The following is a 21,886-nucleotide window of genomic DNA, read 5'->3' as shown; positions in this document are numbered from 1 at the left end:
CGCAGGGCCGGGACCGGGGGCGCAAACCGGGGCTGGAAACGGTCTGGAAAACGTATGGCCCGCGTATGGCTGGCGACGGGCCACCTCCGGCGGGAGTATTTGTGCCAAGAAGAAATCGGAAGGGATGCGCTCAGCGCAGCTGGTGCATCAGGGCGTCGTGGATGGATGGACCGCCGGCGATCAGGCCCGACGAGACCGGATGTTCGGTGTTGAAGCGCAGCGCGTGGCCGTGGCGGTCGGAGACGCTGGCCCCGGCCTCGGTCGCGATCAGGCTGCCGGCGGCGATGTCCCATTCCCAGGTGTCGCGGAACACCAGCATGGCATCGAAGCGGCCTTCGGCCACCAGGCCGAGGCGGTAGGCCAGCGAGGGACGGTAGTGGCGTTTGATCGGCGGCAGTCCGTTGGGCCAGTATTTCGGTGCGACGCTGAACTTGTTGGCCAGAAGTGTCGCGCCATCCAGCGCGGTGCGCGGGCTGGCGGTCAGCGGCGCACCGTTCAGCCGGGCGCCGCCGCCCAGCGAGGCGGTGAAGGTGAAGCCGCGCTGGGGCATGTGGACCGCGCCGGCGATGACCTGGCCGCGATGGGCCACGGCCAGCGAATGGGCCCAGCTGCCGCTGCCTTCGAGAAAGGACCGGGTGCCGTCGATCGGATCGATGATGAACACCGTGTCGCGGGCAAGGCGGTCGGTGCTGTCGGGAGTTTCCTCGCTGAGCCAGCCATAGTCGGGACGGGCCGCCTGCAAGGTTTCGGCAAGGTAGGTGTTGACCGCGTAGTCGGCCTCGGTCACCGGACCCGCGCCGGGTTTTTCCCAGGTTTTAGGGTTGCGGCGGAAGAATTGCAGGGCGATTTCGCCGGCGTGCTCGGCCGCCCGGCACAGCAGCGCCAGATCCTCCTGCGCGGTCGGGGGCCGCGTGTCAGGCGCCGGCAAGGGTCATGCCCTCCACCAGAAGCGAGGGCACCACGCGGCTGAGGTGCGGACGTGCGTCATTGGCCGGGATCAGGCGGCCCAGCATGTCGCGCAGGTTGCCCGCGATGGTGCATTCGTTGACCGGGTAGGCGGGCACGCCGTTTTCGATCCAGAGGCCCGAGGCGCCGCGCGAATAGTCGCCCGTGGTGGGATTGATGGTGGCGCCGATCAGCCCGGTGACCAGCAGCCCGGTGCCCATCCGGGCCATCAGCTCGGCCGGGGTGTGCGGGCCTTGTGTCAGGGCGACATTGGTCACGCTGGGGCTGGGCGGCGACGACGGGCCGCGCGCCGCGCTGGCGGTGCTGGACAGGCCCAGCCGACGCGCCGTGGCCAGGTCCAGTGTCCAGCCCTGCAGCACGCCGTCCTTGACGATGGCGCGCGGGGAGGCGGTCAGCCCCTCGGCATCGAAGGGGCGCGAAGAATGGCCGCGAAGCTTGCGCGGATCCTCGATCAGGTCCAGCCCGGCGGGCAGCACCGGTTGGTCCAGCGCGTCGCGCAGCCAGGATGCGCCGCGGGCGATGGCGGTGCCGTTCACCGCGGCCAGAAGGTGGCCGATCAGCGTGGCCGCGATCCGTTCGTCGAACAGCACCGGGTAGCTGCCGGTTTTCGGCTGCCGCGCCCCGGCGCGGGCGAGCGTGCGTTCGGCGGCGGTGGTGCCGATCTCTTCGGGGCTGAGCAGGTCGGCGGCGAAGACGCGCATGTCGCCGAAATAGTCCCGCTCCATCCCGGTGCCGGTGCCGGTGATGGCGACGCAGGACAGGCCGGTGCCGGTGCGGCTGTAGCCGCCCGAAAACCCGTTGCTGGCGGCAAGATGCACGCGGCGGCGGCTGTAGGTGGCCTGCGCCGAGGACACTTGCGCGATGCCGTCCAGCGCCAGGGCGGCGGCTTCGCAGCGGCAGGCCAGGTCGCGCAGGTGATCGGGGGCGGGTTCCGGCGCCGGATCGGCCAGGTCGAGGCCGGTGGCATCGCGGTCGCGGCACAGCTCCGTCGGATCGGCCAGGCCGATATGGGGATCCTCGGGGGCTTCGCGCGCCATCGCGACGGCGCGTTCGGCCATGGCGGCCAGCGTGTCGGGGGAGGTGTCCGAGGCCGAAACGCAGGCCTGCCGCTGGCCCACCAGCACGCGCAGGCCGATATCTGTGCCCTCGGCGCGTTCGGCCTCTTCCAGCGCGGCGTTGCGCACGCCGATGGACAGCGAGGTGCCGTCCAGCGCCAGTGCATCGGCGGCATCGGCGCCGGCCTTGCGGGCAGCATCGAGCAGGGCTTGGGTCAGGTCGGAAAGGCGGTCCGGGGACATGGGGTTCTTTCGATCGGGCGCAGGGCAGCCGGTGGCGGCCCCGCGCGGGTCAGGTTGCCAGACAGGTAGCGGCTTCGGTCCGGGTTTTCAAACCCGCAGCGCAGCGCCGGTCAGCGGACCCGGTTGCCGTTGATCACCAGCCCGCCGCCGGGTTCGGCGGTGATGGTCGAAGTCAGGCTGTCGTCCGCGCCGGGGGTGGTGAACATGCCCAGCATCAATTGCACGCCCATGGCCTGATCGCTGGCCAGAAGGCCTGCCGCCGACAACTGTTGCAGCAGGGTGGTGATGCCGGTGGCCGTGACGTTCAACTGGCCCACCGGCTGGGTCAGGTTGGGGGCGGGGGGATCGCCCATCATGTTGACCGTGAAATCGCCGGTGGCGGCGACTTCGGCCCCCGCGAAGCCGAGCGTCAGGGCGTTGATCCGCAGGCCGGTGGGCAGCAGGTCGGGCAGCGGCATGTCGGGTTGGGCCTGTGCAGACAGGCCCGGCGCGGGCGGCGCCGGGGTCTGGACCGTGTCGCGCACGATCAGGTCGGCTTCGATGTCCAGGTCCAGATCGGCGGGCGTGCGGGGCAGGGCGCGACCGGGATCGAGCATGTTCCACAGGGCATCGTCGAGGCTGAGTTGCGACAGCTTCAGGGCCAGCCGGGCGATCTGCGCCTCGGGGGCGGCGGCCATCGGGATCGTCAGCGCCGCCACCATTTCGGGCAGGGTGACATTGATCGGCGGGACCGGAAACTGGTCCGAGGCAAAGGTGAAGGCCAGCCCTTTCGCGGTGACATCATAGGACGCGCGCGTCGCGTCCACCGCCAGCCGCGCCGCGGTGCTGTCCTGGCGCGAGGTGGTTTCGACCCGGCCGATCTCGGGGCTGGTCTGCAACGAGCGGGTCTCGGCCTGCCCGGCGGTGAAACTGCCGGCCACGGACCACGTGCCGGATCGGGTGCCGGGCTCGAAGCTGGCCGCGCCGTCGAGATCCTGCTGCGCGGTGGCTGAACTGGAGGTGACGCCGGTGGCCGGATCGGTCAGATCCAGCGTCATGGCGGCGCGTCCGGCGGTGAAGCGGGTCGACAGCGGCGCGCCCGCCGCCGGGTCGGTGCCCGCCACGGTGCCCGCAAGCCGGTCCAGCGTGAGGTCGCCCGCGGCTTCCAGCGGGGTGGTATCCTGTACCAGTTCGGTCAGGCGCATCTGGAAGCTGTCGGAAGCAAAGGCATAATCCGGCGCCGCGATGTCGCCGGCCACCGACAGGGTCAGCCCGTCGCCGCCCAGATCGAAGCGGGCCGACAGAGCGTCGGACGGGGAGTCGGTGCCCTGGGTCGCGATGTGCAGTTCCTGCCCCGGTGCGATGACGACTGTGACTGTGCCGTTGCCGCCGTCCTGCAGGGCGATGGTGTCGAGCCGCGCGGTCAACGCGCCGCCCTCGTGCAGGGGTTGGGTCACGGTGACGCCGTCCAGCCGCAGGGTGCGGCCGTCGGGCTGGCTGCGTTCGGCGGTGACGCTGCGGCCTTCGCTGGCGATGCTGTCCTGCCAGCGCTGCCAGAGTGCGTCCGGGGTGATCTCGGCCTGCGCGGAAAGCGCTGTGGAGGCGAGGAACGCGGCAAGGGCAAGGCGCGCGGGGGCGGTGCGAAGTGCGGGCATGAAAAACCTCTGTCGGGCGGTGTTTGTTGCAGTCCGGGTCAGGCTGGGCCAGACTTCGGCCGGAATGATGTCTGCCTGAAAGGTGGGGCATCCCGGCGGCAGAGGAAAGAGGACATGGATCACGTTTCTGGAAAAACTGTCCTGATCACGGGGGCAAGCCGGGGAATTGGCGCGGCGGCGGCGCGGGAATTCGCCCAGGCGGGGGCAAATGTGGTGCTTCTGGCCCGATCGCGCGAACCGATCGCGGATCTGGCCGGAGAGATCGGAGAGACCGCCCTGGCGGTGCCCTGCGACGTCTCGCGTTACTGGGAGGTGTCGGCGGCGGTGGATGCGGCCGAGGCCACCTTTGGTCCGGTCGAGGTGCTGGTCAACAACGCCGGTGTGATCGAACCCATCGCCCGGCTGGTCGAAAGCGACCCCGAAGACTGGGCCAAGGTCCAGGAAATCAACACGCTGGGAGTGTATCACGGCATGCGCGCGGTGCTGCCCGGAATGATCACGCGCGGGCACGGGACGATCCTGACCATTTCGTCGGGGGCGGCATCGCGGCCGCTGGAGGGGTGGAGCCATTATTGTGCCTCGAAAGCCGCCGTGAAGATGCTGACCGAGCAGGTGCATCTTGAGGCCGGGGCAGCCGGGGTGCGCGCCATCGGCCTGTCACCGGGCACCGTGGCCACCGAGATGCAGGTGCAGATCAAGGCCAGCGGCGTGAACCGGGTGAGCCAGATGGACTGGTCCGAGCATATCCTGGCGGAATGGCCCGCAAAGGCGCTGGTCTGGCTGTCGGGACCTGCGGCGGATGATCTGGTTGGCACCGAAGTGTCGCTGCGCGATGAAGCGATCCGACACCGCATAGGATTGAACGCATGATAGACCTGACACGGGACGGCGATCTTTGGACCGTCACCCTGAACCGGCCCGACAAGGCCAATTCCGTCACGCCCGACATGCTGGCGCGCATTGCCGAGATCGCCGAGCAGGCGCGGGGACAGGCGCGGGTGTTCGTTCTGACCGGCGCGGGCAAGGTGTTTTCGGCGGGTGCCGACATCGAGGCCGCCAAGGCCGGTCTGGCGGTCGATCCGGTCTGGGAACGGCTGTCGGGTGCCATCGCCGGTTTGCCCTGCCTGACCATCGCTGCGCTGAACGGGACGCTGGCGGGCGGCTCTTTCGGGATGGCGCTGGCCTGTGATCTGCGGATCGCGGTGCCGGGGGCCAGGTTTTTCTACCCGGTGGCCAAGCTTGGGTTTCTGCCGCAACCGTCGGATCCCGGTCGGCTGGTGGCGCTGGTGGGACCGGCGCGGGCGAAGATGATCCTTCTGGCCGGGGCGAAGGTCGAGGCCGAGGAGGCGCTGGCCTGGGGGCTGGTGGACCGGATCGTTCCGCGCGAGGCGCTGGGCGCCACGGTGGCCGAACTGGCCGAAGCGTCGCTGTCTGCCGCGCCCGATCACATTGCCGCCATCAAGGCGCTTGCGACCTGAGTCGCACCCGCATGTGGCATCGGCACCAGAGCGCGGCGACGCGGACCCCCTGTCTGGCGGGTCGGACGGCAATGCGGAACCCCTCGGCCGGGCAGGAGTTGAGAGTTGAGGGTAAGGAGAGCGCCCGACCGAAGGTGTCTTCTGTGTAGAAAAGCGGGGTGTCGCTCGGCGAGGGGGCGCGGATCTGGAAAGTTAACGCGCCGGTCATCTGTCGGGCGCTGACGGTTTCGGCAACTACCTGCAAACGCGCGGAAATTTCGTCTAATCGCCCGGTATGCGTGTGTTTTCCGGCTCGGGCCAAGCTGTTGGCGTGGTTAAAGACGCGCGCGCGTAAAAGGCGAGGGCCTGGACTGTTTCCCGGCCGGGTTGTGCATCGTGGCGGTAGAGCGTCCGATTCGACCCTCGGGCGCGACCACGAGCATTACAGGGATGACAAGCGGCGGCGGATTGGTGCATGGACGCCGGACCCCAAGCAGGAAGGTGCCCGATGTTGCCGATTGAATCCGACCGCCCAAATGCTGTGCCGAATGGCGGGCCGATGACGTCCGAGGTGATCCATGGCTGAGCTGCGCACGCCACGGCGCGCGGTGAACGCGCTGTTCTTCCTCAATGGCGGGCTCTACGGCGTCTGGGCCTCGCGGATTCCGGCGATTGCCGACAAGCATGGGCTTGGTCCCGGCACGCTGGGCCTGTTGCTGCTGTTGCTGGCGGCGGGCGCGATCGTTGCGTTTCCGCTGGCGGGTCGGGCGTCGGATGCATTGGGCGCGGGGCGGGTCAGTCTTGGTCTGGGCGCGGTCTATACCTTGACGCTGTTTGCCATCGGGCTGGCACCTTCGATCTGGATGCTGGCCGTGGCCCTGCTGCTGTGCGGGGCGCTGTTCGGCGGGCTGGACGTGGCGATGAACAGTTGGGCCGGAGAGGTCGAGCGGCACATCGGCCGCCCGATCATGTCGTCGTTCCATGCCATGTTCAGCCTTGGGGCCGGGGTTGGCGCCGGCTCGGGCTATCTGGCGGTGCAGGCGGGACTGGGACCGGAGGCGCATTTCCTGCTGGTCGGCGGGGCCATGTCCGCCATCTGCCTGTGGGCCGGGAACATCGGCTGGCAATCGCCCAGACGCGCGACCACTGCCGGCAGCCCGGTGTTTGCCCTGCCGCGCGGCGCGCTGCTGGCGGTCGGCCTGATGACCTTCTGCTCGGCCATGGGCGAGGGCGCGATGGCGGATTGGAGCGCAATTTTCCTTGTTGTTTCAACAGGTGTCGACGAGGCGCGCGCGGCGCTGGGGTTCGCCGCGTTCTCGGTGGCGATGGTGGCGGTGCGGCTGATGGGCGACCGGATCATCCTGCGGTTCGGCACGGTACGGTCGGCGCAACTGGCCGGGCTGGCGGCCTGTTTCGGCACCACGCTGGCAGTGGTGTTCTCGGGCAGTTTCTGGATGGTCCTGCTGGGGTTCGTGATCCTTGGCACTGGGTATGCGCTGATCTTCCCGCTGGCGTTCTCGCGCGCGGCCAATGATCCCGATATCGCGCCCGGGGCGGCCATCGCCAGTGTCGCGACGCTGGGCTACGGCGGCATCCTGCTGGGGCCGCCGGTGATCGGCTTCGTGGCCGAACTGGCCTCGTTGCGGGTGGCCTTTGGGCTGCTGGCGCTGATGCCGCTGCTGATCGTCGGGCTGGCGCGCACGCTGAGGACGGCCCCGACGGACGTTTCGGCGACGGGCTAGGCACGGGTCTTGGGCGGGGACAGAAATGTGGCCCCCGCCGGGGGGAGGCGGGAGCCACTGGGGGACGCCGGTGATCAGGCGATCGAGATGTCGTCCAGGATGAAGGCGTTTGCACCGGTCAGGAAACTGACCGAGACGACGTCGTGGAAGCTGTCATCAAAGGTGACCAGCCCGGTTGATCCCACGGGGCGTGGTGCGTCGCGCCATTGGACGCGGTGAACGTCAGCCCGCCCCAGTTCCCGATCAGATCGACCGACTCCAGATCGAAAGCCGCCCCATCAGCCCGGCTGAGGACATGGGTTCTGTTGGGCGAGTTGCTGCGGAGTTCGAGATCCGCATCAGCATCGTGCTGATGAATGATATGGATGTGGTTCTCCAGAGCCGCAAAGACAAATCCGTCTTCTTCGTGCTGGCCGGAGGCCACGGGTGCGCCGGTCTCAAACTCGATGACATTGGGATCACCGCTTTGAAGGTAAGGTGTCGTGCCCTGCAGATCCTCGAAGACGATGTTGTCGATATAGAGACGATCCTGATCATTGCCTCGGGTGGTGTCGTTGTCCAGATTGCCGTCGAAATCCCAGTCGACCCAAGCCACGTCTGTGAACATGGTGCCGAAATCAACGGTGCCATGGCTTCCGATTTCCAGCGCGCCGGTGCCTGGTACGGTGATGCTATGGGTGGCGCCATTGGAGCCGGTAAAGGTCACCGACCATCCGTCGCCGTCCGTATCCTCGAATCTCACCAGATCAAGGGATTTCAAACTGAAAGTTCCGGTGCCGCCTACGCCCTCGATCCGACCCAATCCATCTTGCGCCGAATAGTCGAAGTCTACTGTCCTGATGTTGGCGTCAACGCCCGATAGGTCGGAATATGTCGCCACAATCAGGAAGTCGTCGCCCCGTGGCCCGACTTGCAGGCCTTGGTCAACCGTGACCCATTGCGTGCGCGTGCCGTCGATGGCGGTGTAGATTTCAAATCCTCCTTCGACATCCATCACCCCTGACACCCCATCGTCGGCGCCGTTGATGGTGATGTTGACGGTGGCAAAATCGGTGTCGCCGTCCAGATCGGATACCAGGTAGGTGAAGCTGTCGGTCAGCGTGTCGCCGTCGTTCAGCGCCTGGATGGCCGGGTTGCTGTTGTCGAGGGCGTAGCTGTAGCTGCCGTCATCGTTCAGCACCAAGGTGCCAAGGGCCGGCCCCTGTACCAGAAGAACATCCCCGACCAGATCGGGCACGCTGTCATTGGTCAGGACGTTGCCGGTCAGCACCGGGCCGTCTTCGGTCACCATGGCGGTGTCGTCATTGGCCACGACGGGATCGTCCTCGGGCGAGATCTCAACGCCATCCACGAAGAGTTCCAGCTTCTCGACGCGGTTCACGCGCAGGGTCTGGCCCTCGAAGCAGGTGAAGGTGAAGAACTCTTTCGCGGCGTCCTGCGTGTGGCCGTCGGTCACCGCCGACAGGAAGGCCAGATAGGCGGCCACCTGAAGCTGGACCTGGGGGTCGGCCCAGGTATCAGAAGTCATCAGCAGGCGGATGGTGTCGAACCCGATGCCGCCATCATAGGTGTCGCGGGACCCGGCGTTGGCCGCGACATCATAGATCAGCAGATCGTCGCCGCGCCGCCCGCGCACCGTATCGTTTCCCGCGCCGCCGCTGAGAATGTCGTCGGACCGGGTGCCGTGAATGTCTTCATTGGCCGGGGTGCCGGCAATGGTGAGTCCTGTTGTGGTAGACATGAGATGATCCTCCCGAACAAAGTGGTGAAGCAACGCTGGTACTCGGGAACTTTCGGCCGACGGCTGTACGTATTCCTATGTCTGCATAAAAATTGGTGCAATCGGACCCCAACATCCCGATTATACCGCCGTTGAGATGGTTAACCCTATGACAAGGATCATTGTTTTCAGTATTTCGGTGGGCAAAGGGGCGGCCCGGACGGCGCATCCCGCCTTAACCAGAACAGTTGCGCAGCCTTGCCTCGGGGCCGGACATCCCGTTCATTCGGCCTTGCGTCAAGTCGGCCCCTTGCTTGGGGGGGTATGGAAAAGCCACTCTGTGCCCAAAGCACATATGTGGTAGCCATACGCGTGGTCGATGCGGGTTCGGCGCGAAAAAGGCGACATTTGTTTCGGAGGCAATTTTGGGCAGAATTACGGCATTTCTGGACAGGCATTCCTGGTTGGCGCGCGTGGCCTACCTGCTGTTTTCTGCGGTGATGTGGCTGAAGAACCTGCTGTACTGGAGCGGCTATCGCTGGTTCGGGATCGTGCCGCGCCGGATGTCGGACCGCGGGCAGGATCGCTGGGTCATCGACGAGGTGTTCAAGGGCAAGACCGGTGGGTTCTTCGTGGAACTTGGCGCATTCGACGGGTTCTCGGAAGCCAATACCTTCGTGCTGGAAAAACGCTACGGCTGGCGCGGTCTGTGCATCGAGGCCAACCCGGTGAACTACAAGAAGCTGACCGAGGTGACCAGGCGCGACTGTACCTGCGTGCCGCTGGCGGTCGATCCGGTGGCGGGCAAGCTGGAGTTCTATCTTGACGGCCAGCGCTCCAGCCTTGTGGTGGAGGAGGCCGATCACGCCCTCGACAAGATGGAGCTGGACAAGGCCCGCGCGGAGGGTCGGATCGTGTCGGTGGAGACCCTGCCGCTGGCCGAGATCTTCGACCGCTACGACGCGCCCCGGGTCATCGACTATTTCAGCCTGGACGTGGAAGGCTCGGAAACCCGGATCCTGCGGGAGTTTCCCTTTGATCGCTACACGTTCCTGACACTGACGGTGGAACGCCCGACGCCCGAGTTGAACGAGATCCTGTTCGCCAACGGCTATCACTTCGTGCGCAATTCGCTGTACGACACCTTCTATGTGCACGATAGCCTGCCGGGGTTCGACAGCCTGCCGCGCAAACCGTTCGAACAGCTTCCGGCAAAGGCCTTCTGATCCGGCTCAGGCGGCAGGGTCGTCGCGGTCCGCGTCATCGCGCACGGCGTTGACCTGCGGCTGGCAGATGATCTGGTCGATGATGTAGAGCGGGCGGTTCTTGGACTGCATGTAAAGCCGCCCCAGGTAGCCGCCGATCACGCCCAGCATCATCAACTGGCCGCTGCCAAGGATCAGCACGGCGGTCATGGTGGTGGTCCAGCCCTGCACCACATTGCCCGACAGGAAGCCCCAGACCGTGTAGCCCATGAACATCACGCCGATCACGGCGCAGATGATGCCCAGCCACAACGAGATTTTCAGCGGCAGAACCGAGAACCCGGCGATGGCATCGACGGCGAAATGCACCATCTTGCGAAACGGGTACTTGGTTTCTCCGGCCAGTCGTTCCGAGCGGATGTACTCCAGCGGCTCCTGCCGGAACCCGATCCACGACACCATGCCCCGGATGAAGCGGTGATGTTCGGGCATCTGGTTCAGCGTATCCAGCGTGCGGCGGCTCATCAGGCGGAAGTCGCCGGTGTCGGTGGGGATCTCGATCTCGACCAGCTTGTTGAGCACCCGGTAGAACAGGCGGGCCGAGTGTGCCTTGAAGGCGGTCTCGCCGCGCCGTTCGGTCCGTTTGCCATAGACCACGTCAACGCCGTCATCCATGCGCGCCATCATCTTGGGCAGCAATTCCGGGGGATCCTGCAAATCGGCGTCGAGGATCAGGATGCGGTCGCCCCGCGCGATCTGAAGACCGGCGGTCAGGGCCAACTGGTGGCCGTGGTTGCGCGACAGGATCACCGCGACCACATGGGGATCGGCGGCGCTGAGCTCTTCCATCATGGCGCGGGTGCGGTCGGAGGAGCCATCGTCCACCAGTACGATTTCGTAATCCTCGCCCACGGTGTCGCGGCATACCGAGGTGACCCGGCGATACAACTCGGGCAGCACGGCCTCTTCGTTGTAGCAAGGGGAGACGACCGATAGGGCCGGGGATCTTGGGTTAGTCGACGTAGCGGACACCCCTGGGAACCTCCTGAAAACACACCTTGGACGCGCAGAATGGACGTCGCGTCATATCCGTTCTAGTCGGTTGCGGGCGCTTCCCCAAGCCACAGATCAGCGGCATTTTTACATTCCCTTTCAGCCGCGCTGCGCCAGCGGCAGCGCGTCGGCCACGCGGGCGGCATTGGCCATCAGGGTGAAGGTCAGGTTCTTGGCGGGCAGCGCCGGAAAGACCGAGCCATCGGCCACATGCACATTGGCGAACCCGCGCAGGGCGCCATCGGGGGATGTGGTCAGCGGCGTCTCGGCCTGTGACATCGGCAGGGTGCCGGTGTAATGCACGCTGGCGCCCATGGGGCGGATGTGGGTCATGCCCGGTGCCAGCGGGGCGCGCATCATGCGGAATGCCCGGCCCAGATCGCGCAGCGCGGCGCGGATGCGCGGGCGTTCGCCCGAGGGCGGGCGATAGCGGGCCGACAGGACCGGGCCGTCGGCACCGGGCTCCAGCGTCAGCCAGTTGCCATCGCGCCGGGTGTCATGGAAGTTCAGGTTCACCACGCCCAAACCGCTGCGCAGCCGGGCCAGAACCGCGCTGGCCACGGGCAGGGGCAGCGGCAGTTGTTGCAGCACCGGGTGCAGGTCGCCGGCCGTAAACGTGGTGATCTGGCCGTGCACATAGGGCCGCTCCGGGGTGGCCGCCAGCCCCATGGCCAACTGGTGATACTGATAGGCATCCACCGGTGCGCCGCGTCCCAGCATGCCCAGGTTCAGGAAGGGGGCCAGCACCTGCCGGTTGTCCATCAGCCCGTGCAGGCGTGGTGCTGCGCCATTGCGCTCGGCCAGGGTTTGCAGCACCAGCCGCCCGGTTTCCAGCGTGCCGCAGGACAGCAGGAAGTGGTCGGCCTTCAGGTGCAGGGTAGCACCGTCTCGGCGGCGCACACGCAGGGTGGCGATGCGGCCCGTCCCGTCGCCCTCCAGCGCTTCGGCGGCCAGATGCGGCAGGTAGGTCAGGCCGGGATGATCCAGCAATGCGGCCAAGGTCTGCCCCGGTGTATAGAGCGCGCCGGTCGGGCAGCCCCACAGGCAGCGCCCGCAAAGGGTGCAGCCGCGCCGGTCCTCGCGATCCTCGGCCAGCGTGGCCTGCCGGGATCGGCCCAGACGGAAGCCGGGCAAGGCCTTTTGCAAGGCCGTGCGCCGGGTGCTGTAGCTGTCCAGAAGGGTTGCGCTGGCGCGATCCAGGGCCACCGGGTCGTGCAGGTGGTCGTGCAAGGGCAGGTGTGGCGACAGGTCATCGGGCGCGCCGCCGATGCCGATCCGCTGGGCGACCAGATCATAGTAGGGCGCCAGATCCCGCGCCGTGATCGGCCAGTTGTCCAGATCGGCGGCATCGAAGGGATAGGCCCCGGCGGTCCAGGCCTCGGCCAGCCCGCCGGTGGTAAAACTGCGCAACGGGGCGAAACCGTCGCCTGTCAGCACGCGCGGCTGCGGCGACGGCTGGAACACGAAATCCTTGGACGGCGGCAGGCCATAGTATTCCCGCGCGCCCCCGGGGTCGGGCAGATGCACCGCCTGAAAATCCGCGCCCAGGAAAAAGGCGGCGGGATCGTCCAGTGCCGCGGGCAATTCCGAAAACGGGGTGTCGGGCAGGGGATAGCCGGCGTGCAGCCCGCCCGCATCCACCAGCGTCACCTGCGCGCCGCGCGCCAGCAGGGTCTGGACCGCATGCAGGCCGCTGGCCCCGGCGCCGACGACCAGAACGCTCATGCGGGGCCGGAGCCGCGGTTTTGAAGCGACAGGATCAGGGCGGCAAGCCCGCCCGCGACGATGGTGGCCAGGCCACGCAGCCCCTGAAGGCCGGTGACCAGCGTGGCGCGCAGCGGGCCCTCGGCGGGGACGGTCTGGAACGCACGCGCGGTGGGCGGCAGTTTTTCGACGATGGCCAGCAGCAGGATCAGGCGGCGGCGAAACAGGCTCTTGCGGGCGAAGAAGCTGGTGTAGCCGTCCATCAGGCTCAGCGCCATCGGGCTGCGGCGGGAAAACCGCAAAACCGCTGCATCGAAGCTGCCCGGTGCGGGGGTCAGGGCGAAGCGGGCGATCCCGTCCAGATAGGCGGCCTCGGCCTGCGGGCCGGGCAGGGTGCCGCACAGGTGGCGGCTGATGTCCCGGCATTCCTGCACCAGCGTGTCGCGCGGTTCGGGATCGGGGGGCGTGGTGTTGCTGGGCGCGCGGGCGGGCGGCGGCGGTGGATCGCCCGAGATCGCTTCGGCCAGCATGTCCTCCAGCGAGACCATCTCGGGCCGCAGCCGATCCATCAGCCAGTTGTCGCGCGCGGCGGAATGATTGGCGAAGACCGCGAACTGGCCGGCGGTGGCGGGCATGACCGGGCGGGCGACAGGTTCCATCACCGCCAGCAGGGCTTGCAGCGGGGTCAGGGGCAGCGGCAGGAACTTCGGGGACTTGCCGGTGATCTCGGCATGCATCCGGGTCAGGAAATCACGAAAGCTCAGGCGCTCCGGTCCGCCCAGATCCAGCACCTCGCCCGCAGGCTCGGCGTCGATCAGCGCGTCGATGGCGCGGGCCACGTCGTCCACATGCACCGGCTGCACGTCCACAGGACCGCCGCGCGCGGGCAGCGGGATGATCGGAGCCCCGGCGATCTTGCCCAGTGTCGCGGCAATGGGGGAGCCCGGTCCGAAGACCAGCGTCGGGCGCAGGATGGTGTGCGGCAGACCGCTGGCGGCCAGTGCTGTCTCGGCGGCCTCTTTGGTCTGGGCATAGGGATAGTGGCGCTTGTCGGGATAGCCGGCGGCGATGGTGCTGACGAAGATCATGGCCTTGACGCCTGCGGCCTTGGCGGCCCCGGTCAGGGCTTCGGTGGCCTGCTGGTTGGCGGCGGCATAGGCTGCGGGCGCGGCCTTGCCGGTCAGCGCGGCCATGTGCAGCACGCGGTCTGCGCCTTCAAGGGCCGCGCGATAGCTGTCAGGCCGGTCCAGATCGCCCTTTATGGCGGTGCAATTGGCGGGCAGGTCGGGCAGGGCCGCCGGATCCCGCAGAAGCAGGATGCAGGTCACCTGGGGCCGCTGCGCCAGACGCCGCAAGACCTGCCGTCCGACGAAGCCGCTGGCGCCCGTCACGAAAAGCTTCATGGCGCCGTCTCCTTCAGAATTCACCGTCGCTGAATGCCCAGAACCGTCCTGCCAGATAGCCAAAGCTGCTGACCAGCACGATCATCACTGCCAGCGCCAGATTATAGGAAAGCCCGGCGATGTCGACGATGATCAGGACACTCATCTGGCTGATGACAAGGTTGATCGCCGAGATCACGAAGAATCGCGGCATCGAGCGTGAAACTTGCGCCTGCGAGCGGAAGGTCACATGCCGGTGGCCATAATAGGACAGGAAAAACCCTGTGCAGAAAGCCACCAGATTGCCCCAAAAGGCTTCCATATGCAGGATGTGGACGCAGAACAGGCCGACGGCGATGTGAACACAGGTCACGATCCCGCCCATGAAGCCAAAGGTGATCAGACTGCGCATACTCGCCACTTTCCGCAAAGGTACCAACGGGACGACTATAAAGTGGTCCCTTCCTTGGTGGAAGCGGTGAACTGACACGGCGCAGCTTAAAGTTGCGCTGCGATGGTGGGGTCGCGTACCGATGTCAGGCCCGGCTGCGCGCCGTCCAATCGGTGATATGGGCCCGTTCCGACGGGGTGGGTGCGGCGGGATTGCCGGGTGTGGTCGGCGCCGGGGCGGTGTCCACAGGTGCGGGACGGGCCAACAGGGCCGCGCCCTGGCTGGTGCCGGTCGAGCCGTGCATGGCGCGCACCGGCGAGCCGGTGGCGACAGACAGCATCCGGCCATAGCAGCGGTTGCGGGCGAAGGGGCCTTCGACCAGAATCGGGCCATCGTGACCGACCAGTTCCAGGCACCGCGCGGTGACCAGTGCCAGATAGAAGGCCACCGCCACGCCGCGCATGCCGGTGCCGACCGCGGGCTCCGGCCCATGCCAATGGGCTGTCTGCCCCTTGAACGGGCCGGTTTCCGGCACCACGGCGGGCAACAGCATCACGCCGCCGGACAGCACCGCGGCGATATCGGCCTCGGTCGGTTCGGGATAGGCGCCGCCGCTGGCCAGATCGTGTTCGCGCCCGCCCATGAAGCGGGCCGAGGGCACCGGGTTGCCGAAGGCGTCGGTGTTGATGAGCGTGTCGCGCGACGGGTCCAGATCGACCCTATGCCCGCCCACGGACATGACGATCACCCAGGTGCCCGACGAGATCACCGAGAACGGCCGGGGATTGCCCAGAAGATGCGGCAGCAGCGAGGCGTTGCTGTCATGGATGCCGCAATGCACGGGGGTATCCGGGGCCAGTCCGGTGCGTGCCGCGATCTCGGGCAGGATCGGGCCCAGCACATCCGCCGAGGGCCGGGCCGGGGCCAGCTTGTCGGCAATCTCCAACGTGTCGACCAGCGAGGAGAATTCGCCGCTGCGCGGGTTCCACAGATCGGTGTGGCAGCCCAGCGAACTGACGTCTGCCGCCGTGACCCCGGTCAACCGGGCGCCCCAGTATTGCGGATAGGTCAGGATCGTTTCGGTGCGGGCCTTCAGGCCGGGATCGGTGGCAAACTGCCAGTGCAGTTGCGCGCCCACATTCAGCCCCATGCCCAGCCGGGGCGAGCCGGTTTCGGAGAAGTCAGGCCGCAGGCGATCATAGTCTTCGGCCAGATCGTCGGGGCCGGGGTGTTCATAGTCCAATATCGGCGCGGCCAGACCCCCGTCGGCATCCAGCAGCACCACGGATGCGCCGTGGGTGGTGATCGAAATAGCGTCGATGCCGTGCTCGGCGTGAAAGCGGGTCAGCGCCTCCAACAGGAAGTCCCAGTGCCCGTCCACATCGAAATGCGGCCAGGGCGGGCCGGGCAGCACAAGGTTGGGCCGTGTGACCACGGCTATTTCCGACAGATCGGCCAGATCGACCAGCGCCAGCTTGGCGTTGGTCTTGCCGATGTCGATGACGGCGACATGTCCCTGGGTCATGGCATGTGAAACACGGGCACAAGTGGCACCGCCACGGGTTCGTTGTCATCCTGGGTGCGCATCAGGTCGGCCATATGCGCCCACCATTTCTGCATCACCGGGCTTGCGGGCAGATCGTCCATGCGGTGATCGTCGCTGCGCCAGAGCACGCCGAACAAGGTATGGGTCTCGGGGTCCAGATGGATCGAATAGTCCGCAATCCCGGCCTCTTTCAGCAGCGTGACAAGCTCGGGCCAGATGGCATCGTGGCGCGCCTTGTATTCGGCTTCGCAGCCGGGGTTCAGATGCATCTTGAAGGCGAACTTCTCCATCATTTCCTCCACATCGCCCAAAGGCGGGGCAGGGCGATGACGCCGATCAGCAGGGCGCCGATGACGATGGACATGACGATGCCCGGCACGTTCAGCAGGCCCAGACCGAAGGTGACCAGCCCCATCACGAAGGCGGCGATGAAGACGCCGGGAATTGTGCCGGACCCGCCCAGGATGTTGACGCCGCCCAGCACGACCATGGTCACGACTTCCAGTTCCAGCCCGGTGGCGATCGACGGCCGGGTCGAGCCCAGCCGCGAGGTCAGGCAGAGCGAGGCGACCCCGGCCATCAGCCCGGTCAGCAGGAACAGGATGAACTTCACCCGCGCCACCCGGATGCCCGAGAACAGCGCGCCGGTGGGATTGTTGCCGATGGCATAGACCGTGCGGCCGAAGTTGGTCCTGTGCAGCACCACGCTGTAAATGATGGCCAGCAGCACGAAGAGGACGAATTCGAAGGACACCACCCAGAACACATAGCCCTGCCCGAAGAAGGCAAAATCCGCCGGGTAGCCGCGAAACGCCTGGTCGCCCAGCACGATATAGCTGATGCCGCGAAACAGGCTCATGGTGCCGATGGTCACGACGATGGAGGGCAGGCCCAGCCGGGTGACCAGCACGCCATTGAACGCGCCGCACAGCAGCCCGGTGCCCAGACCCACAAGGATCAGGACCGGGGTGCCGGCGCCAAGTTGCAATGCCGCGCCCATGGCGGTCGAGGCCAGCGCGATGATCGAGGCGACGCTCAGGTCGATTTCGCCCGAGATGATCAGCAGCGCCATGGCAAAGGCGATCATCGCCTTCTCGGTGAAGTTGAAGGTTGCGTCGCTCAGGCTCCAGGCGTTCAGGAAGTAAGGCGAGGCAAAGCTGTTGGCGATGAAGATCGCGATGGCCACCAGAAGCAGCAGGCTTTCCCAGCTTTTCAGACGGGTGGCCAGCGGCGATTGCAGCCGGTCGGGGATGAAACGCTCGGTGGTGCTCATGCCGTGTGCTCCGCGGATTTCAGGATGATCCGACCCTTCTCGCGATTGGCGCGGGCATTGAAGGCGACGGCGATGATGATGGCGCTGCCCGAGATGGCAAGCTGCCAGAAGGGCGAGATGTTGACGACCGGCAGGGCGTTCTTGATGACCCCCAGGAACAGGGCGCCCAGAAGTGCGCCGCCCACGGTGCCGATGCCGCCGGCGATCGAGATGCCGCCGATCACGCAGGCGGCGACCACGTCAAGCTCGAAGCCGCCGGCGATATCCACATAGGACACCGCATAGCGCGACACCCAGAGGTAACCGGTCAACCCCGCCAGCGCGCCCGAGATGGCAAAGGCCCAGAACTGGGTCTTGCCCACGTTCAGACCGGTGTAGGTGGCCGCATGCGGGTTGCCGCCGACCGCATAGAAAGCACGGCCCAGCGTGGTGCGGGTCATCACCAGGGTGAACAGGATGACGGCGGCGATGGCGATCCAGCTGAGCATCGGCAGGCCCAGGACCTGGGCGCGCGGGAAGGCCTTGAAGGCGTCGCTCATCTCGTGGCTGTTGACCCATTTGCCGTCCGACAGCAGGAAGATCATGCCGCGGAAGATGGTCATGGTGCCCAGGGTCACCACGATCGGCGGGATCGCCAGTTTCCACACCAGCAGCCCGTTGATCATGCCAAGGGCGGTGCCAAGACCCACGGCCACCAGCAGGATCACCACGATGGGCAGGCCGGGGGCGGCCACGTTGATCATCGACACCACCATGCCGGTCAGCGCCAGGTTGGCGGCGACACTCAGGTCGATGCATTTGGTCAGGATCACGATCATCTGGCCGACGGCCAGCAGGATCAGTGGCGAGGTATCGTTGAACACCCCGGCCAGATTGGCCGGCGTCACGAAGCCGGGAAAGCGGGTGGCGATCAGCGCCAGCAGCACCCCGATGGCGCCCAGCAGGATGACCTCGCGCGAGGCCAGAAGCCGTTTCAACATCTGTTCGGCCTTTCTCAGATGCCCGCGGCGTGGCGGACAAGGGTTTCGGGGCTCAGGTCATCGCCGGCCAGTTCCGCCGCGATGCGCCCTTCGCGCATCACGATGACCCGGTCGGACATGCCGAGGATTTCAGGAATTTCCGAGCTGACCATGATGACGGCCAGACCCTGCGCGGCCAGTTCGGCCATGAATTCATGCACCGCCGCTTTCGAGCCGATGTCGATGCCCTTGGTCGGCTCATCCAGGATGATGACCTTGGGTTGGGTGGCCAGCCATTTGGCGATGACCACCTTTTGCTGGTTGCCGCCCGACAGGGTGCCCAGTTCGGTGTCCAGCGAGGCCGCGCGCAGGTCGAGCCGCCGTGTGTATTCGCGGGCCAGCTTGAATTCCTCGGCCAGCCGCAAAAAGCCCCGGTGCGAGGTTTTCGACAGCGACGGCAGGGTGACGTTCTGGAAGATCGGCAGCGCGGTGATGGCGCCCTGCTTGCCGCGATCCTCGGGCACATAAACCACGCCGTTGTGGATGGCATCGGCCGGAGAGCGGATCACCCGAACGGTGCCATCGATCTTGGTGACGCCCTTTGATGGCGTGGTGATGCCGAACAGCGCCTGCATCAGTTCCGACCGGCCCGCGCCGACCAGACCGTAAAAACCCAGGATCTCGCCCCGGCGCAGGGTAAAGCCGATGTCGGCGAATTCGGTGGGATGGTCATAGCCGGCGACCTGCAGGATTTCCTCGCCGATCTGGCTGTTGCGGGTCGGGAAGATCTGGCTGACATCGCGGCCCACCATCATCTTGACCAGGTCGGATTCGGTGACATCCGAGATATGCCCGTCGCCCACGAATTGCCCGTCGCGGAAGACAGTGAAGCGGTCGGCGATGCGGAAGATCTCGTCGAACTTGTGGCTGATGAACAGGATCGCCTTGCCCTGTGCCTTCAGCTTGTCCGCCAGTTCGTACAGCTCCTGAATTTCCTTGTGCGACAGCGCGGCGGTGGGTTCGTCCATGATGACGACACTGGCGTCGATGGACAGGGCGCGGGCGATGGCGACCAGATGCTTGTTGGCAATGCCAAGATCGCGCAGCTTGTGCGAAGGCTCGATCTCGGCCCCGACGCCGCGCAGGATCTCGCGCGCCTTGCGTTCCATGGTGGACCAGTCGATCAGGCCGAAACGGTTTCGCGGGGCGTGGCCAAGGAAGATGTTCTCGGCCACCGACAATTCGTCGAACAGCACGGTTTCCTGATGGATCGCGGTGACGCCGGCATCGGCGGCATCCTGTGCGGTGGCGAAGGTCACCGCCTGGCCGTTGACCCGGATCGCGCCGCCGTCAGGCTGGTAGATGCCGGTGAGGATCTTGACGACCGTCGATTTGCCCGCGCCATTCTCTCCGATCAGGGCGGTGACCTGTCCGGGATAGAGGCCCAGCCTGACCTCGGACAGGGCCTTGACGCCCGGAAAGGTCTTGGTGATCGCGTCAAGCGCCAGGATCGGTTCCGGGGCGCCCGCCGGGGACACCGGTGCGGCAGCATTTCTGGCCATCTCTGCCTCTTCTTCTGTCTGGAGAAATCTGGGGGTGCGGGGGGCAGGGCCCCCCGCGAGGTGACGCGCCGGGGCGCGCGGGCCTCAGAAGATGCTCTTGAACTGATCGATGTTCGAGCTGTCGTAGACGAAGGGATCGGCCATGGCAGCGGCGTTGGTGTCGTCCAGGGTAATCGATCCCATGCGGCCGATCTCGATGGTGGCGCCGGGCTCGGCAACCGCGTTTTCGCTGGCCAGCTGATAGGCGATCATCGTTGCCGAATAGCCCAGGTCGATCGGGTTCCAGATGGCGAAAGACTTGGACGCGCCGCTTTCGATGGCACCGGCCATTTCCGACGGCAGACCCAGACCGGTCACGTTGACTTCACCGATCTTGCCGGCATCGGCCACGGCCTGAGCGGCAGCCACGATACCCACCGAGGTCGGTGCGATGATCGCATCCAGATCCGGATAGGACTGCATGAGACCCTGGGCTTCGCGATAGGATTTGTCGGCCAGGTCATCGCCATAGACGGTCGCCACGACCTCGATGCTCGGATAGTTGCCCATCACCTTGTTCATTTCCTCGATCCAGACGTTCTGGTTGGTCGAGGTGGTGGTGGCCGATAGCAAGGCAACCTCGCCGCCATCGGGCAGGTGGTCGGCGGCCAGCTTGATGATCATGTTGCCGATCAGCGGGTTCGACGACGGGTTCAGGTGGACCTGACGGCCCTCGGGCGCGACGCCGCTGTCCCAGGAAATCACGGTGATGCCGCGCTGCATGGCCTTCTTCAGGGTCGGCACCAGCGCGTCCGTGTCATTCGACGACACGGCGATGGCATCGACGCCCTGCGCGATCAGCGAGTTGATGACCTCGATCTGGCCCTCGGCGGTGGTGTCGGTCGGACCGGTATAGATGACCTCGACGTTGCCCAGTTCGGCGGCGGCTTCCTCGGCGCCCTTGGCGGCCGCTTCGAAGAAGCCGATGCCCAGGGCCTTGACCACCAGCGCGATGCGCATGGTGTCATCGGCCATGGCCGTGGTGCCCATGAAGCTGGTGGCCAGGCTGACGCCGGCCAGAAGTTTGGTGAAGTTGCGACGGATCATGATGAGTTCCTCCCTATGGTCACAACGGAAACAACGTCCTAGGACGCTGCGCTTTCTTTCTGGCCGCGGCCCGTGTGGGCCACGATCAGTCGGATGTCTGCCGCTTCAAGCATGGCGGCGGTCTTGTCGGTGATGCCTTCGTCGGTGATCACCGTGTCGATACGGGTCAGCGGGCACAGCACCAGGCTGGACCGGTTTTCGAATTTCGAGCTGTCCACCAGAACCACCAGTTCGTCGGCCTGGTTGATGAGCTTCTGCTCGGCCTGGATCAGCAGCGGATCGGTTTCCATCAGCCCCACCGGCCCCAACCCCTGCGCGCCCATGAACATGCGGCGGGCATAGAAGTTGCGGGTCACGTCATTGTCGAAGGGCGACAGGATGATGTTCTGTTCGCGGTAGATCGCCCCGCCCGACAGCATGATGGTGTTCTTCGAATGCTTCAGCAGATGCTCGGCAATCGGGAAAGAGTTGGTGAAGACCTGGCAGCGGCGCGAGGCCAGGGGATGCACCATCTGGAAGGTCGTGGTGCCGCCGTTGATGATGATCGGTTCGCCATCGGCGCACAGGTCCACGGCAGCCCGGGCAATCGCCTGCTTTTCCTGCGTATGCATGGTTTCGCTGACTTCGAAAGGGCGCCCCGACAGGCCGACGAATTGCGGCGGGGTGACGGCCTCGGCCCCGCCGCGCACCTTGCGCAGCTGCTTCTTGGCATCCAGAGCCGAGATGTCGCGCCGGATCGTGGCTTCGGAAGCATCGGTCAGCGCGCACAGCTCGGCCACGGTCACGACCGGCCGATCCTGGACGGCGGACAGAATGATTCCGTGGCGTTCTTTCTCGTGCATGGCGTCCTCCCTGTTGCACAACCTGCGTGGATTCGTGGCGTTGTGTCAATCATAAAATGTCATAAT

General features: G+C 66.2%; 19 protein-coding genes. 4 read left to right on the top strand and 15 right to left on the bottom strand.

Features of this window, described 5'->3' with window-relative positions; genetic code table 11:
- Positions 1-130 precede the first annotated feature (130 nt).
- From ACP15K_RS00325 to ACP15K_RS00315, 3 genes are all read right to left on the bottom strand, one after another.
- A complete protein-coding gene (locus ACP15K_RS00325) occupies positions 131-928 on the bottom strand; it encodes an inositol monophosphatase family protein (RefSeq protein ID WP_424989547.1) in 798 nt (265 codons plus the stop codon).
- Positions 915-2,264 carry a TldD/PmbA family protein gene (locus ACP15K_RS00320; protein ID WP_193139149.1) on the bottom strand — a complete coding sequence of 450 codons (1,350 nt, stop codon included), beginning with the start codon at positions 2,262-2,264 and terminating at the stop codon, positions 915-917. The genes ACP15K_RS00325 and ACP15K_RS00320 overlap by 14 nt, the downstream gene beginning before the upstream one ends.
- A gap of 110 nt (positions 2,265-2,374) precedes the next feature.
- Positions 2,375-3,898, bottom strand: coding sequence for a hypothetical protein (locus ACP15K_RS00315; protein WP_424989546.1), 1,524 nt, complete (start codon positions 3,896-3,898; stop codon positions 2,375-2,377).
- 114 nt (positions 3,899-4,012) lie between these two features.
- On the opposite strand from ACP15K_RS00315, the gene ACP15K_RS00310 reads away from it, so the two are divergent.
- From ACP15K_RS00310 to ACP15K_RS00300, 3 genes are all read left to right on the top strand, one after another.
- Entirely contained in the window at positions 4,013-4,768 is a 756-nt protein-coding gene (locus tag ACP15K_RS00310) for an SDR family oxidoreductase (protein ID WP_193139145.1), read from the top strand.
- Entirely contained in the window at positions 4,765-5,376 is a 612-nt protein-coding gene (locus tag ACP15K_RS00305; protein ID WP_193139143.1) for an enoyl-CoA hydratase/isomerase family protein, read from the top strand. Before ACP15K_RS00310 ends, ACP15K_RS00305 begins: the two co-directional genes overlap by 4 nt.
- Positions 5,377-5,933: 557 nt before the next feature.
- Positions 5,934-7,097 (top strand): MFS transporter, encoded by a 1,164-nt coding sequence (locus ACP15K_RS00300; protein ID WP_193139141.1) that lies wholly within the window; start codon positions 5,934-5,936, stop codon positions 7,095-7,097.
- A gap of 118 nt (positions 7,098-7,215) precedes the next feature.
- Here the strand turns inward: ACP15K_RS00300 and ACP15K_RS00295 are convergent, their stop codons facing one another.
- Positions 7,216-8,838, bottom strand: coding sequence for a VCBS domain-containing protein (locus ACP15K_RS00295; RefSeq protein WP_424989545.1), 1,623 nt, complete (start codon positions 8,836-8,838; stop codon positions 7,216-7,218).
- 452 nt (positions 8,839-9,290) lie between these two features.
- Between ACP15K_RS00295 and ACP15K_RS00290 the strand changes: the two genes are divergently transcribed.
- A complete protein-coding gene (locus ACP15K_RS00290; RefSeq protein ID WP_424989544.1) occupies positions 9,291-10,043 on the top strand; it encodes an FkbM family methyltransferase in 753 nt (250 codons plus the stop codon).
- A 6-nt stretch (positions 10,044-10,049) separates the two neighbouring features.
- Here the strand turns inward: ACP15K_RS00290 and ACP15K_RS00285 are convergent, their stop codons facing one another.
- The 11 genes from ACP15K_RS00285 to ACP15K_RS00235 all read right to left on the bottom strand — a co-directional run bounded on the left by ACP15K_RS00285 (position 10,050) and on the right by ACP15K_RS00235 (position 21,820).
- Positions 10,050-11,054, bottom strand: coding sequence for a glycosyltransferase family 2 protein (locus tag ACP15K_RS00285; protein WP_424989543.1), 1,005 nt, complete (start codon positions 11,052-11,054; stop codon positions 10,050-10,052).
- Positions 11,055-11,174: 120 nt separating this feature from the next.
- Positions 11,175-12,800, bottom strand: coding sequence for a GMC oxidoreductase (locus ACP15K_RS00280; RefSeq protein ID WP_193139134.1), 1,626 nt, complete (start codon positions 12,798-12,800; stop codon positions 11,175-11,177).
- On the bottom strand, positions 12,797-14,182 hold the full coding sequence (locus ACP15K_RS00275) for an SDR family oxidoreductase (protein WP_424989542.1): 1,386 nt from the start codon (positions 14,180-14,182) through the stop codon (positions 12,797-12,799). Before ACP15K_RS00275 ends, ACP15K_RS00280 begins: the two co-directional genes overlap by 4 nt.
- A 13-nt stretch (positions 14,183-14,195) precedes the next feature.
- Positions 14,196-14,573 carry a GtrA family protein gene (locus ACP15K_RS00270; RefSeq protein WP_193139130.1) on the bottom strand — a complete coding sequence of 126 codons (378 nt, stop codon included), beginning with the start codon at positions 14,571-14,573 and terminating at the stop codon, positions 14,196-14,198.
- Between the two features lie 124 nt (positions 14,574-14,697).
- The gene (locus ACP15K_RS00265; protein WP_424989541.1) at positions 14,698-16,077 is read right to left on the bottom strand and encodes an FGGY-family carbohydrate kinase; all 1,380 of its coding nucleotides are present in this window, start codon (positions 16,075-16,077) and stop codon (positions 14,698-14,700) included.
- Positions 16,074-16,388 (bottom strand): L-rhamnose mutarotase, encoded by a 315-nt coding sequence (rhaM, locus tag ACP15K_RS00260; protein WP_193139125.1) that lies wholly within the window; start codon positions 16,386-16,388, stop codon positions 16,074-16,076. The genes ACP15K_RS00265 and rhaM overlap by 4 nt, the downstream gene beginning before the upstream one ends.
- Positions 16,388-17,371, bottom strand: a complete 984-nt coding sequence (locus ACP15K_RS00255; RefSeq protein ID WP_424989540.1) for an ABC transporter permease — start codon at positions 17,369-17,371, stop codon at positions 16,388-16,390. The genes rhaM and ACP15K_RS00255 overlap by 1 nt, the downstream gene beginning before the upstream one ends.
- Entirely contained in the window at positions 17,368-18,351 is a 984-nt protein-coding gene (locus ACP15K_RS00250) for an ABC transporter permease (protein ID WP_193139122.1), read from the bottom strand. Before ACP15K_RS00250 ends, ACP15K_RS00255 begins: the two co-directional genes overlap by 4 nt.
- 14 nt (positions 18,352-18,365) lie before the next feature.
- The gene (locus tag ACP15K_RS00245) at positions 18,366-19,892 is read right to left on the bottom strand and encodes a sugar ABC transporter ATP-binding protein (RefSeq protein ID WP_424989539.1); all 1,527 of its coding nucleotides are present in this window, start codon (positions 19,890-19,892) and stop codon (positions 18,366-18,368) included.
- 84 nt (positions 19,893-19,976) lie between these two features.
- Positions 19,977-20,978, bottom strand: coding sequence for a rhamnose ABC transporter substrate-binding protein (gene rhaS / locus ACP15K_RS00240; RefSeq protein WP_424989538.1), 1,002 nt, complete (start codon positions 20,976-20,978; stop codon positions 19,977-19,979).
- A 38-nt stretch (positions 20,979-21,016) separates the two neighbouring features.
- Complete coding sequence (locus tag ACP15K_RS00235) at positions 21,017-21,820, bottom strand: DeoR/GlpR family DNA-binding transcription regulator (protein ID WP_193139116.1); 804 nt, start codon at positions 21,818-21,820, stop codon at positions 21,017-21,019.
- Positions 21,821-21,886 lie beyond the last annotated feature (66 nt).

The organism is Fluviibacterium sp. S390 (assembly GCF_049800695.1).
In the GTDB taxonomy this organism is placed as follows: domain Bacteria; phylum Pseudomonadota; class Alphaproteobacteria; order Rhodobacterales; family Rhodobacteraceae; genus Meridianimarinicoccus.
Note: the sequence above shows the minus strand (reverse complement) of the source record. Positions and strands in the feature narration are given on the sequence as shown.